Origin of the sequence: Variovorax sp. AB1(2024), from assembly GCF_037482385.2 — a bacterium.
In the GTDB taxonomy this organism is placed as follows: Bacteria; Pseudomonadota; Gammaproteobacteria; order Burkholderiales; family Burkholderiaceae_C; genus Variovorax.
Genome location: NZ_JBBHKP020000001.1, coordinates 1,710,974 through 1,726,183, shown reverse-complemented (window position 1 = coordinate 1,726,183; position 15,210 = coordinate 1,710,974). Strand labels below are relative to the sequence as shown.

General features: G+C 67.6%; 15 protein-coding genes. 1 reads left to right on the top strand and 14 read right to left on the bottom strand.

Annotation, left to right across the window (positions count from 1 at the left end; all coding sequences use genetic code 11):
- Position 1 precedes the first annotated feature (1 nt).
- The 12 genes from WIX39_RS08095 to WIX39_RS08040 form a co-directional block, all read right to left on the bottom strand.
- Positions 2–1,159 (bottom strand): ABC transporter substrate-binding protein, encoded by a 1,158-nt coding sequence (locus WIX39_RS08095; protein ID WP_409196332.1) that lies wholly within the window; start codon positions 1,157–1,159, stop codon positions 2–4.
- Positions 1,160–1,291: 132 nt separating this feature from the next.
- Positions 1,292–2,056 carry an enoyl-CoA hydratase gene (locus WIX39_RS08090; RefSeq protein WP_081268376.1) on the bottom strand — a complete coding sequence of 255 codons (765 nt, stop codon included), beginning with the start codon at positions 2,054–2,056 and terminating at the stop codon, positions 1,292–1,294.
- Positions 2,057–2,090: 34 nt separating this feature from the next.
- Positions 2,091–2,687 (bottom strand): 2-hydroxychromene-2-carboxylate isomerase, encoded by a 597-nt coding sequence (locus WIX39_RS08085; RefSeq protein WP_409194842.1) that lies wholly within the window; start codon positions 2,685–2,687, stop codon positions 2,091–2,093.
- A 26-nt stretch (positions 2,688–2,713) separates the two neighbouring features.
- A complete protein-coding gene (locus tag WIX39_RS08080) occupies positions 2,714–3,463 on the bottom strand; it encodes an SDR family oxidoreductase (protein ID WP_409194841.1) in 750 nt (249 codons plus the stop codon).
- A 6-nt stretch (positions 3,464–3,469) separates the two neighbouring features.
- Positions 3,470–4,306: an acyl-CoA thioesterase gene (locus tag WIX39_RS08075; RefSeq protein ID WP_106935791.1), complete on the bottom strand. Its 837-nt coding sequence runs from the start codon at positions 4,304–4,306 to the stop codon at positions 3,470–3,472.
- Between the two features lie 88 nt (positions 4,307–4,394).
- Positions 4,395–5,591 carry an acetyl-CoA C-acyltransferase gene (locus WIX39_RS08070; RefSeq protein WP_285413523.1) on the bottom strand — a complete coding sequence of 399 codons (1,197 nt, stop codon included), beginning with the start codon at positions 5,589–5,591 and terminating at the stop codon, positions 4,395–4,397.
- A complete protein-coding gene (locus WIX39_RS08065) occupies positions 5,588–6,004 on the bottom strand; it encodes an endonuclease domain-containing protein (RefSeq protein ID WP_285413522.1) in 417 nt (138 codons plus the stop codon). The genes WIX39_RS08070 and WIX39_RS08065 overlap by 4 nt, the downstream gene beginning before the upstream one ends.
- A 62-nt stretch (positions 6,005–6,066) precedes the next feature.
- Positions 6,067–8,466: a 3-hydroxyacyl-CoA dehydrogenase/enoyl-CoA hydratase family protein gene (locus WIX39_RS08060; protein ID WP_409194840.1), complete on the bottom strand. Its 2,400-nt coding sequence runs from the start codon at positions 8,464–8,466 to the stop codon at positions 6,067–6,069.
- Between the two features lie 121 nt (positions 8,467–8,587).
- Positions 8,588–9,025, bottom strand: coding sequence for a DUF2147 domain-containing protein (locus WIX39_RS08055; protein ID WP_106935793.1), 438 nt, complete (start codon positions 9,023–9,025; stop codon positions 8,588–8,590).
- A gap of 47 nt (positions 9,026–9,072) precedes the next feature.
- Positions 9,073–10,869: an acyl-CoA dehydrogenase C-terminal domain-containing protein gene (locus WIX39_RS08050; RefSeq protein WP_409194839.1), complete on the bottom strand. Its 1,797-nt coding sequence runs from the start codon at positions 10,867–10,869 to the stop codon at positions 9,073–9,075.
- A 75-nt stretch (positions 10,870–10,944) separates the two neighbouring features.
- Positions 10,945–11,634, bottom strand: coding sequence for a TetR/AcrR family transcriptional regulator (locus tag WIX39_RS08045; RefSeq protein WP_081268369.1), 690 nt, complete (start codon positions 11,632–11,634; stop codon positions 10,945–10,947).
- A 138-nt stretch (positions 11,635–11,772) separates the two neighbouring features.
- Complete coding sequence (locus WIX39_RS08040; protein WP_409194838.1) at positions 11,773–12,531, bottom strand: SDR family oxidoreductase; 759 nt, start codon at positions 12,529–12,531, stop codon at positions 11,773–11,775.
- Between the two features lie 118 nt (positions 12,532–12,649).
- Here WIX39_RS08040 and WIX39_RS08035 point away from each other — a divergent pair, with 118 nt between their 5' ends.
- Positions 12,650–13,537, top strand: a complete 888-nt coding sequence (locus tag WIX39_RS08035) for a LysR family transcriptional regulator (RefSeq protein ID WP_409194837.1) — start codon at positions 12,650–12,652, stop codon at positions 13,535–13,537.
- Positions 13,538–13,541: 4 nt separating this feature from the next.
- Here the strand turns inward: WIX39_RS08035 and WIX39_RS08030 are convergent, their stop codons facing one another.
- Positions 13,542–14,390: a fumarylacetoacetate hydrolase family protein gene (locus WIX39_RS08030; protein WP_409194836.1), complete on the bottom strand. Its 849-nt coding sequence runs from the start codon at positions 14,388–14,390 to the stop codon at positions 13,542–13,544.
- A 26-nt stretch (positions 14,391–14,416) separates the two neighbouring features.
- Complete coding sequence (locus tag WIX39_RS08025; protein WP_106935799.1) at positions 14,417–15,172, bottom strand: SDR family NAD(P)-dependent oxidoreductase; 756 nt, start codon at positions 15,170–15,172, stop codon at positions 14,417–14,419.
- Positions 15,173–15,210 lie beyond the last annotated feature (38 nt).

The following is a 15,210-nucleotide window of genomic DNA, read 5'->3' as shown; positions in this document are numbered from 1 at the left end:
CTCACAGGCCCGGGTCGCGCACCCGCTCGAAGCGCTCGAACTCGCGGTTGATCCAGCGCCCGTCGCGGCGCTCCACCCGGCGGATGTACACGGTCTGCACGATGTCCCTCGTATGGGCGTCGATCTCGACCGGCCCGCGCGGGCTGTCCAGCCTGAGGCCGCGAAACGCATCCACCAGCCGCTCCCCGCCCGCATTGCCGCGCGCGGCGGGCGAGCTCATGGCCGCATCCACGGCCGCGAGCGCGTCGTGGGCCGCCACGGCGAAATAGCCCGGCCGCAGGTGGCTGCCGTACTCGGTTTCGAACACGCCCGTGAAGCGGCGGTTGGCCGGCGAGTCGTGCGCGAACGAATAGTGGTGGCTGGTGACCAGGCCATCGGCCAGCTCGCCGATGCCTTCGAGGTAGTGGTCGTCGGTGGCATCGCCCGTGGCAAGCAGGCGGATGCCGGTGTCGGCCATGCCGCGGTCGCGCCAGAACTTGAGGAAGGTGGCCGGCATCTGCCCTGAGGGCAGGAAGAAGAACACCGCCTGCGGCTTGAGCTCGCGCAGCCGCAGCATGTAGGCCGAGTAGTCGAGCGTGGCCAGCGGCACCCGCAGCATCGCGCCGACCCGCCCGCCGCCCGCGGTGATGCCCGAGACGAAGGCGCTCTCGGCATCGACACCCGAGGCGTAGTCGGCCACCACCGTGCACACGTCGCGCAGCCCCTGCTGCAGCGCCCATCGCGCCAGCGGCAGCGTGACCTGGGCAATGGTGAAGGACACCCGCACCGCGAACGGGCAGCGCGACGTGATGCCCGAGGACGCGGCGTTCATCACGATGAGGGGCATCCTGGCCTGCGTGGCGACGGCGCCCACGGCGTAGGCGTTGGAGCTGAAGTCGAGCCCGCCCAGCAGGTCGACCTGTTCGCTCTCCACGAGGTCCTGCGCATGGCGCCGCGCCTGGTCGGGTGCGCTGCCGGGCACGTCGCGCCGCAGCAGCTCGACCGGCCGGCCCGCGATGTGATGGTTGTGCGCGGCCAGCCAGACCGCCATGCCCGCATCGAACTGGCGCCCGCCGCCCGCATAGGGCCCGGACCACGAGCCGATGACGCCGATGCGCAGCGGACGCACCCGCGCCAGAACCAGCGCGGGCGCCGCCAGTGCGCCCGCAAGCAAACCCAAAGTACGCCGGCGCACCGGCTGGAATGCTACTTTTTCAGTAGCATCACTCGCCCGCTGGCCGGGCGCTCGGAGAGTTCTGACCCCTTGGATTCGCACGCCGGACAGTTTAAGCGCGCAAGTCCTGAAAGCACGTCAGACCTTGGAGAAATCAGGCTTGCGCTTCTCCATGAAGGCACCGAAGGCCTCCCGCGCCGCCGGCTCGCGCAGCATGCGACCGAAGCTCGCGCCCTCCTCGCCCATGCGCTCGAGCACGGCGGGCATCTGGCCCTTCTTCAGCAGGCGCTTGGTCTCGATCAGCGCGCTCAGCGGCTTGGCCGCGAGCTTGCGGGCCTGCATCTGCGCGATGCCGTTGGCTTCGGTCGGCGGCACCACGCGGTTGACCAGGCCCACTTCGAGCGCGGCCTCGGCCATGAAAGGCTCGCCCAGCAGCAGCGCCTCGGCGGCGCGGTGGTAGCCCAGCATCTGCGGCACCAGCAGGCTCGAGGCAGCCTCGGGGCACAGGCCCAGGTTCACGAAGGGCATCGAGAAAGCCGCGTTGTCCCCTGCGTAGACCAGGTCGCAGTGGAACAGCATGGTGGTGCCGATACCCACGGCCGGGCCGCACACCGAGGCGACGATCGGCTTGGGGAACGTGGCGATGCCGCGCAGGAAGCGGAACACCGGCGACTCCTGCGTCGACGGCGGGCCGTTGAGGAAGTCACCGATGTCGTTGCCCGCGCTGAAGATGGTCGGGTCGCCCTGGATCAGCACGCAGCGCACGGCGGCTTCGCTCTCTGCGGTGGCCAGCGCGTCGGCCAATTCGGCGTACATGCTGCTGGTGATCGAGTTCTTTTTGTCGACGCGGTTGAAGGTGATGGTCATCACGCCGGCTTCGGTGTGGACGAGGATGTCGCTCATAAAAAATCCTTGAATGGAACGGGTGGTGCCGCCCTCAGGCGGCGGCAAGTGCCTCGCGAACGAAATCGAGCCGGTCCTGGCCCCAGAACATTTCGTCGCCGACGAACATGGTGGGTGCGCCGAAGACGCCGCGCTCCACCGCTTCCTGCGTGACGGCCTTCAGGCGGTCCTTGGTTTCCTGCGCACCGGCCAGCGCGAGCAGGCCCGCGGCGTCGAAGCCCGCATTTTGCAAGACGGCGCCGACGGTCGCCGGGTCGTTGAGGTTCTTCGGCTCGACCCACATGGCGTGGAAGACCGCATCGACGTAGGCGCCGAAGCGCGCCGGCTCCTTCATCTGGATGCCGGTGGCACCGCGCATCAGCAGCAGCGTGTTGATGGGGAAGTGCGGGTTGTGCGCGAAGGGCACGTCGTAGCGCCTGGCGAAGCGCTTCAGGTCGGTCGTCATGTACGGACCCTTGGGCTTGATCTCGGCCGGCGAATGGTTACCCGTGGCCTGGAACACGCCGCCGAGCAGCATGGGCTTCCACACCAGTTCGGCACCGGTGTCGGCGCAGATGTGCGGCAGCTGCGTCGCGGCCAGGTAGGCGGCGGGGCTGCCGAAGTCGAAATAGAAGTCGACGGATTTGGTCATTGGCGTTGTCTCCTTCGCGGAATTCTTCAGAACTTCTCGGACCAGGGCCGCAGGTCGAGTTCGTGCGTCCACGCATCGCGCGGCTGCGAATGGAGCATCCAGTAGCTGTCGGCAATGTGGTCGGGGTTCAGGATGCCGTCGCTTTCCTTCAGCGCATAGCGCTCGGGGAAGTTGCTGCGGATGAACTCGGTGTCGATGGCGCCGTCGACCACCACGTGCGCCACGTGAATGCCCTGAGGGCCGAGTTCGCGCGCCATCGACTGGGCCAGCGCGCGCAGCGCCATCTTGGCGCCCGAGAACGCGCCGAAGTTCGCCGCGCCGCGCAGCGACGCCGTCGCGCCGGTGAAGATGATCGTGCCGCGGTGCCCACCCTCGGGCACTTCGCGCGCCACCATCCGCTTGGCCACTTCGCGCCCGTTGAGGAAGCCCGAGAAGCACGCCATCTCCCACACCTTGAAGTACTTGCGCGCGGTCTCGCTGAGGATGCTCTCGGGCACGTTGGCGCCGATGTTGAACACCATCACCTCGATCGGCCCGACGGTCGATTCGATCTGCTCGACGAGCGCGACCACTTCTTCCTCCTTGCGCGCATCGCAGGCAAAGGCATGGGCGCGGCCGCCGTCGGCCTCGATCTGCGCGACCAGCGGCTGCAGCTTGTCGAGGCTGCGCCGGGTGACGCAGGTGGCGAAACCCTCGCGTGCGAAGCGGCGTGCGATGGCACCGCCGGTGGCGTCGCCGGCGCCGACGATGAGCGCGGCTTTCTGCAATGCGGCCATGTTTCTTTATTCCTTGTAGTAGACGATCTGGTTGGAGGTGGCCAGCAGCACGCCCTTCTCGCTCCACAGATGCGCCGTCTGGTCGAAGAAACCGTTGAAGAACTGCTGCCCCGCCGCACGGCCCAGCAGGTAGCCCGTGCCGACCTCTGCCAGTTGCGCCGGGCCGGCGTGGAAGTAGGTGGTGATCGACACCGTGCCCGCCGGCACGTGCCTGGCGCGGCGCAGCCACACGCGCGGATAGAACACGTCGCTCATCGCGGCGAGCGAGGCGAAGTCGAGCGGGCGCGCTTGGGCGTCGCGCAGCCAGATGCGGGTTTCGCTGTGTTGCAGGCTGCCGTCCCACTTCGCGGGAATGCCGCCGCTGAAGGGGCGCATCTCGTACTGGTCGATCCACGCCACGCCCGATGGGCCGATGCTCATGCGGTCGACGGTCTCCGGCCGCGGCGCCTCGGGCATCGGCATGTCGCCCTCGCCCCAGGTGTCGCGGCGCGCGGCCGTCACCACGGTGGCGGTGGTCGTCATGTTGGGCGCGCCGCCGGGGCCGGGCTGCGTGACCTGCACGGTCCAGTGCTGTGTCGAGCGGTTGGTGCGCACCGCCGTGGCCTGGATGTCGAAAGCGCCCGCCTCGAGCGCGGCGGCGTAGTTGACGGTGAGCGCGATGGGCGTGCCGAGCACGTCGGGGTGCTGCATCACCGACTGCAGCACCAGCGCCGCCGTGGTGCCGCCGAACGGCCCGACCATGTTCCAGTAGTCGGGGCTGGTGGTGCCGGTGAAGTGCCCCACGCGGATGTCGCTGTGGTGGATCCTCAGGGCTTTGTCGAAGGGGTGCGTGCTCGTCGTCATGATCGGCAGTGTGCCTCCGGTGGGTGCGCTCGCGCAGTCGTGTGCGGGACGCCCCTGGCTGCGGCGCGGCACAGCCAGGGGGTCATGCTCACACCCGCTCGAAGATCCCGGCGGCGCCCTGCCCCATGCCCACGCACATCGTGACCATGCCGTACTTCAGGTTCTCGCGGCGCAGCGCGTGCACCACGGTGGCCGAGCGGATGGCGCCCGTCGCACCGAGCGGATGGCCCAGCGCGATGGCGCCGCCCATCGGGTTCACCTTCGACGGATCGAGCCCCAGCGTGTTGATGACGGCCAGCGACTGCGCGGCGAAGGCTTCGTTCAGCTCGAACCAGTCGATGTCCTCGTGCTTCAGGCCCGCGTAGCGCAGCGCGGCGGGAATCGCCTCTATGGGGCCGATGCCCATGATGTGCGGCGGCACGCCCTTGCTGGCAAAGCTCACGAAGCGTGCGAGCGGCGTCAGGCCGTACTGCTTCACGGCCTTTTCGCTGGCCAGGATCAGCGCGCCGGCGCCGTCCGAGGTCTGCGAGCTGTTGCCGGCCGTGACGGTGCCGCGCGCGGCGAACACGGTGCGCAGCCTGGCCAGGCCTTCGATGCTGGTGTCGGGGCGCGCGCCTTCGTCGAGGCTGACGGTGCGCGTCTTCGCGATCGACTCGCCGGTCTCCAGGTCGGGCGTGCGGTCGGTCACTTCGATGGGCGTGATCTCGTCGGCGAACTTGCCGGCCTTCTGCGCGGCCAGCGCCTTCTGGTGCGAGGCGAGCGCGAACTCGTCCTGCGCCTGGCGGCTCACCTTCCACTGCTGCGCGACCTTCTCGGCGGTGAGGCCCATGCCGTAGGCGATGCCCACGTCGCCTTCGCGTTCGAAGATGGAAGGCGACAGCGAGGGCGAGTTGCCCATCATCGGCACCATGCTCATGCTCTCGACGCCGGCGGCGATCATCACGTCGGCCTCGCCCACGCGGATGCGGTCGGCCGCCATCTGCACGGCCGACAGGCCCGATGCGCAGAAGCGGTTGACGGTGATGCCGCCGACGCTGGTCGGCAGCCCGGCGAGCACCGCGCCGATGCGCGCGACGTTGAGGCCCTGCTGCGATTCGGGAATCGCGCAGCCGCAGATGATGTCTTCGATGGCCTTGGGGTCGAGGCTGGGCACGGCGGCCAATGCGGCACGCAGCGTGGTGGCCAGCAGGTCGTCGGGGCGGTAGTTGCGGAAATAGCCGCGGTGCGACTTGCCGATGGGGGTGCGGGTGGCGGAGACGATGTAGGCGTCTTGGACTTGTTTCATGGATGGCTCCTGGATTGGGCTCCTTCCCCCTCTGGGGGAAGGTTGGGATGGGGGCAAGCGGCCGTCAATTCATCCAGTCGATTGACGATGACCTGCAGCACCCCTTCAAGATTGACGAACGGCTCGTTCGAGCCGAAGCGAAGCACTTCGAATCCCTGCGCACGCAGGAAAGCGTCTCGCCGGGCGTCGTAGCCTGCCTGTGCCTGGTGTTGCGATCCGTCGAGTTCGACGATCAGCTTCGGCTCGAGGCACGCGAAATCAGCGATGTAGTTGCCAAGCGGATGCTGTCTGCGGAACTTCACTCCCAGCTGTTCGCTGCGCAGCCCACTCCAGAGCTTGCGCTCGGAGTCAGTCATCTCGCGCCGCAGGGTGCGGGCGTTCTGCTGGGCGTTGGGAGTGGATTGGTTTTGCATAGGCTGCTTGCCCCCATCCCGGCCTTCCCCCAGAGGGGGAAGGAGGAAGAGGAAGACGAGCGTCAGTTGCGCACCGGTTTGCCCGTGCTCAGCATCCCCATGATCCGCTCCTGCGTCTTCGGATGCACGATCAGCGAGCAGAACGCCTTGCGTTCCAGCGCCATCAGGTATTCCTCGGTCACGAGCGAGCCCGCGTCCACGTCGCCGCCGGTGACCACGTTGGCGATCAGGCTGGCGATGTGGAAATCGTGCGCGCTGATGAAGCCGCCGTCGCGCATGTTCACGAGCTGCCCCTTGATGGTCGCGGCGCCGCTGCGGCCCGCCACGCGGAAGCTGCGGCGCAGCGGCGGGCGGTAGCCGGCGTCGGCCATGGCCTTGGCCTGCTGCAGCGCCACGTACAGCAGCTCGTCCTTGTTCGGCACGATCACGTCGCTGTCGAGCAGGTAGCCGAGCTTCTTCGAATCGAGCGCACCGGTGCCCACCTTCGCCATCGCGGCGGCGGTGAAGCCTTCGGTCAGGAACGGCAGCAGGTCGGTGCCCGTGGAAGCCGCGGCGTTCTCGGCCGCGCGGCGGGCGATGTAGGTCAGGCCGCCGGCGCCGGGAATCAGGCCCACGCCCACCTCGACCAGGCCGATATAACTTTCCATCGCGGCCACGCGCTTCGCCGAATGCACGGCCAGCTCGCAGCCGCCTCCCAGCGCCATGCCGCGCACGGCGGAGATCACCGGCACGTTGGCATAGCGGATCTTGAGCATGACGTTCTGCAGCTCTTCCTCGGCGCCTTCGACCGCGCCGATGCCGGCGACCACGAAGGCCGGCAGCATCGCCTGCAGGTCGGCGCCGACGGAGAACACCTCGTCGGGCGACCAGATCACCAGGCCCTTGTATTCGGCCTCGGCCAGCTCGACCGCAGCGCCCAGCGCCTCGGCCACGTCGGGGCTGATGGCGTGCATCTTCGAATGGATGCTGGCGATGAGCACTTCACCATCGAGCGTCCACACGCGCACGTCGCCTTCGTCGCTGATCGTGGTGCCGGCCGTGTTGGCATCGGCGGCGTTCGCGCCGAGCACGCTCTCGGGGAACAGCTGGCGGTCATGCACCGGCAGCCTGCGCTGCGGCACGAACCTGTTCTGCGATGCGCTCCACGAGCCTTCGGGCGTGTGCACGCCGCCCGCCTCGGCCACCGGGCCTTCGAACACCCACCTGGGCAGCGGTGCGCTGCTCAGCGCCTTGCCCGCGTCGATGTCTTCCTGCACCCACCTGGCGACCTGCGCCCAGCCGGCTTCCTGCCACAGCTCGAACGGGCCCTGCTTCATGCCGAAGCCCCAGCGCATGGCGAAGTCGATGTCGCGCGCGCTCTCGGCGATGTCGGCCAGGTGCACGGCGGCGTAGTGGAAGCCGTCGCGCAGGATGGCCCACAGAAACTGCCCCTGCGGTCCTTCGCTCTCGCGCAGCAGCTTCAGGCGCTCGCCCGCGGGCTTCTTCAGCATGCGGCCGTACACCTCGTCGGCCTTGGCGCCGGCGGGCACGTACTCGCCGCTCTTCAGGTCGAAGCGCAGGATGTCGCGGCCCACCTTCTTGAAGAAGCCGGCCTTGGTCTTCTGGCCCAGGTTGCCCAGCTCCAGCAGCTTGGCGAGCACCGGCGGCGTCGCGAAGTTGGCGTAGAACGGGTCGGTCTCGGCGTTCAGGTTGTCCTGCAGCGTCTTCACGACATGGGCCATGGTGTCGAGGCCCACCACGTCGGCGGTGCGGAAGGTGCCGGAGCTGGCACGGCCCAGCTTCTTGCCGGTGAGGTCGTCCACCACGTCGGGCGTCAGGCCGAACTTCTCGACTTCCTTCAGCGTGGCCAGCATGCCCGCGATGCCGACGCGGTTGGCGATGAAGTTGGGCGTGTCGTGCGCGCGCACCACGCCCTTGCCCAGCGTGCTGGTGACGAAGGCTTCGAGGTCGTCGAGCACCTGCGGCTGCGTGGTGGGCGTGTTGATCAGCTCCACCAGGAACATGTAGCGCGGCGGGTTGAAGAAGTGGATGCCGCAGAAGCGCGGCTTCAGCGCTTCGGGCAGCGCTTCGCTGAGCTTGGTGATCGACAGGCCCGAGGTGTTCGAGGCCAGGATCGAATGCTTGGCGACGTGCGGCGCGATCTTCTTGTAGAGGTCGAGCTTCCAGTCCATGCGCTCTGCAATGGCCTCGATGACGAGGTCGCACTCGCCGAGCCTGGCCAGGTCATCTTCGTAGTTGGCCTGCTCGATCAGCACGGCGTCGGCCACGTCGCCGAGCGGCGCGGGCTTGAGCTTCTTGAGGTTGTCGATGGCGCGCGTGACGATGCCGTTCTTCGGGCCTTCTTTTGCGGCCAGATCGAACAGGACAACGGGCACGCGCACGTTGACGAGGTGGGCCGCAATCTGCGCGCCCATCACGCCGGCGCCGAGCACGGCGACCTTCTTCACTTGAAATCGGGACATAACTGGGCTTCGAAGTTTTGATTCGGTTCGGGGAACACCGCGGAACCGGCTTTGCCGGGCCGCTGGTGTTGCCCCCTTGAGGGGGAGGCTGCTACACGAAGTGAGCAGCTACGGGGGTGGGTCAAGGAACACGGTTCCAGGTTTGGGTGCGCCAGAAGGGGCCGAGATATCCGCGTACTTCGAGCTTCTTGCCGCCTTCGATGGGCGTGAAGCTCGCGCGGTATTCCTTGCCGTTCTCGGGGTCGAGGATCTTTCCGCCTTCCCAGACGTCCTTGCCCTCGGCCTTCTTGCCGCCGCGGATGATGTCGAGGCCGACCATGGGCTTGTCCTTGCGGTCGTCGCTGCATTCGCTGCAGACCGCGCCGGGCTTGGCGTCCTTGCCCAGCGCTTTCTCGATGCGCCCTGACAGGCCGCCGCCGGTCTCGGCGATGCTGATCTCGGCCTTGACCTCGCCCGTCTTGTCGTCCACGTTGCGCCACAGCCCCACCGGCGTGCTCTGGGCCATGGCCGAAGAAGCGGCGGTGGCGGCGAACAGGAGGGCTGCGAGTGTTGTCTTCATGATCGGCGGTTCCTGGAAGTTGAGGAAAGACGAGACGGTACTACCGCTCAGGCCAGTGCCGCGTCGGTGTCCATCAGCACCTTGCTGCCGGCACGCGCGGTGCGCATCAGCGTCGCGGTCTCGGGGAACAGCTTGGCGAAGTAGAAGCGCGCGGTCTGCAGCTTGGCGACGTAGAACGGGTCGGTGTTGCCGGCCGCGATCTCGCGCAGCGCGACCTGCGCCATGCGTGCGAACAGGTAGCCGAACACGAAGTGGCCGGCCACGCGCAGGTAGTCCACCGCGGCGGCGCCCACTTCGTCGGGGTTCTGGAAGCCCTTGAAGCCGATCTCGGTGGTGAACTTGGTGAGCTGGTCGCCCAGGCCCGCGATCGGGTTGATGAACTCGGCCATCTTCTCGTTCACGCCTTCTTCTTCCACCAGCTTGCCCACGAGCTTGCCGAACTTCTTGAGCGAAGCGCCGTTGTTGCCCAGCACCTTGCGGCCCAGCAGGTCCAGCGACTGGATGGTGTTGGTGCCTTCATAGATCATGTTGATGCGGTTGTCCCGCACGAACTGCTCCATGCCCCATTCCTTGATGAAGCCGTGGCCGCCGAACACCTGCATGCAGGCGTTGGTCGAGATGTGGCCGTTGTCGGTGATGAAGGCCTTGACGATGGGCGTGAGCAGCGCGACGAGTTCGCCAGAGTCCTTGCGCACCTTCTCGTCGGGATGGTTGTGCTCCTTGTCGAGCAGCAGCGTGCAGAAGATCTGCAGCGCGCGGCCGCCTTCGGCATATGCCTTGGCCGTGAGCAGCATCTTGCGCACGTCGGGGTGCACGATGATGGGGTCGGCTTCCTTGTCCTTGGCCTTCACGCCCGACAGCGAGCGCATCTGGAGGCGGTCCTTGGCGTAGGCCAGTGCGTTCTGGTAGGCCACCTCGGTCAGGCCGAGCGACTGGTTGCCCACGCCCAGGCGGGCGGCGTTCATCATCACGAACATCGCGGCCAGGCCCTTGTTGGGCTCGCCCACCAGCGTGCCGGTGGCGCCTTCGATCACGATCTGCGCGGTGGCGTTGCCGTGGATGCCCATCTTGTGCTCGAGGCCGGCGCAGAAGATCGGGTTGCGCTCGCCGAGCGAGCCGTCGGCCTTGACCTTGAACTTCGGCACCACGAACAGGCTGATGCCCTTGCTGCCCTTTGGCGCGTCGGGCAGGCGGGCCAGCACCAGGTGGATGATGTTGTCCGTCATGTCGTGCTCGCCGGCCGAGATGAAGATCTTGCTGCCGGTGATGCGGTAGGTGCCGTCGGCCTGCGGTTCGGCCTTGGTGCGCAGCAGGCCGAGGTCGGTGCCGCAATGGGGTTCGGTCAGGCACATGGTGCCGGTCCACTCGCCGCTCGTGAGCTTGGGCAGGTAGGTCTTCTTCTGCTCTTCGGTGCCGTGCGCGACCAGCGCCTCGTACGCGCCGTGCGAAAGGCCGGGGTACATGGTCCAGGCCTGGTTGGCGCTGTTGAGCATCTCGAACAGGCACTGGTTCACCACGAACGGCAGGCCCTGGCCGCCGAACGCCGGGTCGCACGACAGCGCGGGCCAGCCGCCTTCGACGTACTTGGCGTAGGCGTCCTTGAAGCCCTTGGGCGTCTTGACTTCGTGCGTGGCCTTGTCGAGCGTGCAGCCCTCTTCGTCGCCGCTGATGTTGAGCGGGAAGGTCACTTCGGCGGCGAACTTGCCGGCCTCTTCGATCACCGCGTTGATGGTGTCGGCATCGGTCTCGGCGTGGGCAGGAAGCGCCTTGAGCTCCTCGGCGACGTTGAGCACTTCGTGCAGCACGAACTGCATGTCACGCACGGGCGGGTTGTAGGTAGGCATCCGGGACTCTCCTGGTCGAAGCTAGATAGAAAAAAGAAAAGGGAAAACGAAAAGGGAACGAGCCGCGCGCCTGGGTCAGCGCACGGTCTTGAGGCGGCGGCCCGCCGGCGCGGCGGCCGCATCGGGCTTGGGCGCGTCGGGCGTGGCGGCGCGCGCGAGGATGTTGTCGAAACCGACATTGGCGCGGCCGATGGAGCCGGGCACCTGCAGGAAGCGCGCTTCGTAGTGCAGCGCGAGGATCAGGCCGTGGATCTCGAACGCCAGCTGGCGCTCGTCGGCGTCGGCGCGCAGATGGCCTTCGCTCTGCGACTGCACGATGGCGCGCAGCACGGCCGCCTGCCAGATGCTGACCGACTCGACCAGCGCGTCGCGCACCGGGCCCGGGCGGTCGTCGAATTCGGAAGCGCCGCTGATGTAGATGCAGCCCGAGTCGATCTCGGTCGAGGTGCGCTTCATCCAGTTGGCGAACATGGCGCGCAGGCGGGGCAGGCCGCGCGGCGCCTGCAGCGCGGGGAAGAACACCTCCTGCTCGAAGCGCGCGTGGTATTCGCGCACCACCGAGATCTGCAGTTCCTCGCGCGAGCCGAAGTGGGCGAAGACGCCCGACTTGCTCATCTTGGTGATTTCAGCCACCGCGCCGATCGACAGGCCCTCGAGCCCGATCTGCGCGGCCAGCGCCAGCGCTGCGTCGACGATGACGGCCTTGGTCTGCTGGCCCTTCTGGGCAGCACGGGCGGGCTTGGCGGGGGCGGCTGAAGCGGACATCGTGGAATTCCCGAATAAAACGAACGGTCGTTCTATTTTGCAGGGACTTCGCACTTTGGTCCGCCAAAGACCTTCAGCAAGAGAAGGTTAATTGATGCGCGAGGGGGCCGCAATCGGGCCCTCCCCGCATACCGCCTTTCAGAACTCCTGCGACACCGGCCGCAGCACCACTTCGTTGATGTCCACGTTCGCAGGCTGCTCCACCGCATAGACGACCGCGCGCGCCACCGAATCCGCCGGGATCTGGTTGGCGTCGTAGAACGCCTTCACGCCGGCGGCGCTCTCGGCGTCGCTGCTGCCGAACTTGAGTTCCGAGTCCACCGCGCCGGGCGACACGACGGTCACGCGCACGCCAGTGTTGCCCATTTCCACCCGCAGCCCTTCGGAGATGGCGCGCACCGCATGCTTGGTTGCGCTGTAGACGGTGCCGATGGGCGTGAACACCTTGAGCCCCGCAATCGACGCGATGTTGACGATATGCCCGCTGCCCTGCGCCTGCATGCGCGGCAGCACGGCGGCAATGCCGTACAGCACGCCCTTGATGTTGACGTCGATGGTGCGGTCCCACTCGTCGACCTTGAGCTTCTCCATGGGCGACAGCGGCATCACGCCCGCGTTGTTCACCAGCACGTCGATGCGGCCGAAGGCCTCCACCGTGGCGGTGGCGAGCCTGTCGAGGTCGGCGCGCCTGGCCACGTCGGTGGCCACCGTGATGGCCTCGCCGCCGGCTTCGCGGATTTCGGCGACGACCTTCTCGAGCCGGTCGGTGCGGCGGGCGGCGAGCACCACCTTGGCGCCGCGCGCGGCCAGGTGGCGCGCGGTCGATTCGCCGAGCCCGCTGCTCGCGCCGGTGACGATGGCGACCTTGCCCTTGATGTTGTCTTGAACGGATGTCATGGCTGCTTTCCTTTGCTGGGGTGTTGAAGAGATGCCCTCAGTGTGGAAAATCCGCCTGTTCCCGTAAATGAAACTCTGGCGACTTCAAAATTCCTGAAAAAGGAACACTCCAGCTCCCATGTCCAACCGCCTCGAAGCCCTGCGCGTGTTCTGCGCCGCCGCCGATGCCGCCAACTTCCGCGACGCGGCCGTGCGCCTGTCGGTGTCGCCGCAGGTGGTGACGCGCGCCGTTCGCGAACTCGAAGACCAGCTCGGCGAGCCCCTCTTCCACCGCAGCACGCGCGGCGTGCAGCTCACCGACTTCGGCCGGCAGCTCGCCGAGCGTGCGCGCGTGGCGGTGGGCGGCGTGGACGAGCTGTTCCACCGCACCGACCGGCGCGCGCTCTCGCAGCACGAGGGCACGGTGCGGGTCACGGCGCCGGGCATCTTCGGCCGGCGGCTGATTCCGCAGGCGCTGGCGCCGATGCTCGCCGCGCACCCCGGCCTGGTGCTTGACCTGCGCGTGTCGGAGGAGCATGCCGACGTGGTCGACCAGCAGATCGACATCGGCGTGCGCGTCGGGCCGCTGCGCGACGCGCGCTTCGTGGCGCGGCCGGTGGGCAAGATGGCGCTGCACGTGGTGGCCGCGCCATCGCTCATTGCGCGCACCGGCGTACCGAAGAAGATAGACGCGCTCGCGGGCCTGCCGCTCACCGCGCTGATCGACCGCATGTCGGGCAGGCCTTGGCCGATGCTCTTCAGCAAGGGCCGGCAACTGGCGGTGACATCGCCCGCCTTCGTCACCGACGACTTCGATGCCGAGGGCGCGGCAGTGCTCGCGGGCCTGGGCTTCGCGCAGCTGATCGGCTCGCTGGCGGAGCCGTGGCTGAAATCGGGCGCGCTGGTGCCGGTGCTGGAAGTCGACGCGCCGGAGCCGTGGCCTGTCTACGTGTACCGCCCGCAGCGCGCGCCGGTGCCGGCGCGCGTGCGGCTGGTCTACGACGAACTGGTCCGCGTGCTGCGCTGAACGCTCAAAGCTTGAACGGGACCACTTCCTGGCGCTGCTCGCCCAGGCCTTCGATGCCCAGCGTCATCACGTCGCCCTTCTTCAGGAACAGCGGCGGCTTCATGCCCATGCCCACGCCGGGCGGCGTGCCGGTGGTGATGACGTCGCCGGGCATCAGCGTCATGAACTGGCTCACGTAGCTCACGATCTTGGCCACGCTGAAGATCATGGTCCTGGTGCTGCCGGTCTGCACGCGCTGGCCGTTCAGGTCGAGCCACATCGAGAGCTTCTGCGGGTTCTCGATTTCGTCGCGCGTCACCAGCCAGGGGCCGATGGGGCCGAAGGTGTCGCAGCCCTTGCCCTTGTCCCAGGTGCCGCCGCGCTCTATCTGGTATTCGCGTTCGCTGATGTCGTTGATGGTGCAGTAGCCGGCCACGTAGTCGAGCGCGCTCTTCTGCGACACATAGCGCGCGCGCGTGCCGATGACCACGCCGAGCTCGACTTCCCAGTCGGACTTGACCGAGCCCTTGGGCAGCATCACCGGGTCGTTCGGGCCCTGGATGCAGCTGTTGGCCTTGGTGAACACCACGGGCTCCTTGGGCACCGGCAGGCCGGATTCGGCCGCGTGGTCCGCATAGTTCAGGCCGATGGCGATGAACTTGCCGACGTTGGCCACCGGTGCGCCGAAGCGCGGCTTGCCCTTGACCAGCGGCAGCTTGTCGACCTTCTGCTTGCGCAGCCTGGCAATGGCGGCATCGCCCAGTTGCTCGGTGCCGATGTCCTTGACGACGGCGCTCAGGTCGCGCAGCTTGCCGTCGCTGTCGATGAGGCCGGGCTTTTCCTTGCCGGGGTTGCCATAGCGGACGAGTTTCATGCTTTCCTTTCAGTGCATTGAATTGATCAGTACGTGGAGCGGCCACCGGAGAGGTCGAAGACCGCGCCGGTGGAGAACGAGCAATCTTCGGTGCAGAGCCAGCCGACCATCGCGGCCACCTCTTCCACCGTGCCGAAGCGGCCCATGGGAATCTTCGAGAGCATGAAGGCGATGTGCTCGGGCGTCATCTGGTCGAAGATGGCCGTCTTCACCGCCGCGGGCGTCACGCAGTTCACGCGGATGCCGGTGTCGGCCAGTTCCTTGCCGAGCGACTTGGTCAGGCCGATGACGGCCGCCTTGCTCGCGCTGTAGGCGCTGGCGTTGGGGTTGCCGTCCTTGCCGGCCACCGAGGCGATGTTGACGATGCGGCCGTAGCCCCGGTCGCCCTGCTTGCGCATCTGCGCGACCACCTCGCGGCAGCACAGGAACACGCCGGTGATGTTGACGTCCATCACCTGGCGCCAGTCGTCCACCGGGTAGTCCCACAGCTTGGCGTTGGGCCCGGTGATGCCGGCGCTGTTGACCAGCGCATCGATGTGCGGCACCTGCGCCAGCGTGGCCGCCACGGCCTTGGCGACCGATGGCTGCTGCGACACGTCGACCTTCAGCGCGAAGGCCTTGCCGCCGAGCGACTCGGCCGCCCTTTGCACCGCCTCTTCGTCGCGGTCCCACAGCGTGACGCTGCCGCCCGAGGCCAGCAGCCGCTGCGCGATGCCGAAGCCCAGGCCCGTGGCGCCGCCGGTGACGACCGCATGGCGGCCCGAGAAATCGAGCTGGTTCATGTCGTGATGCCGATGGCTCCTCGTGTCTTCGGGTTAGG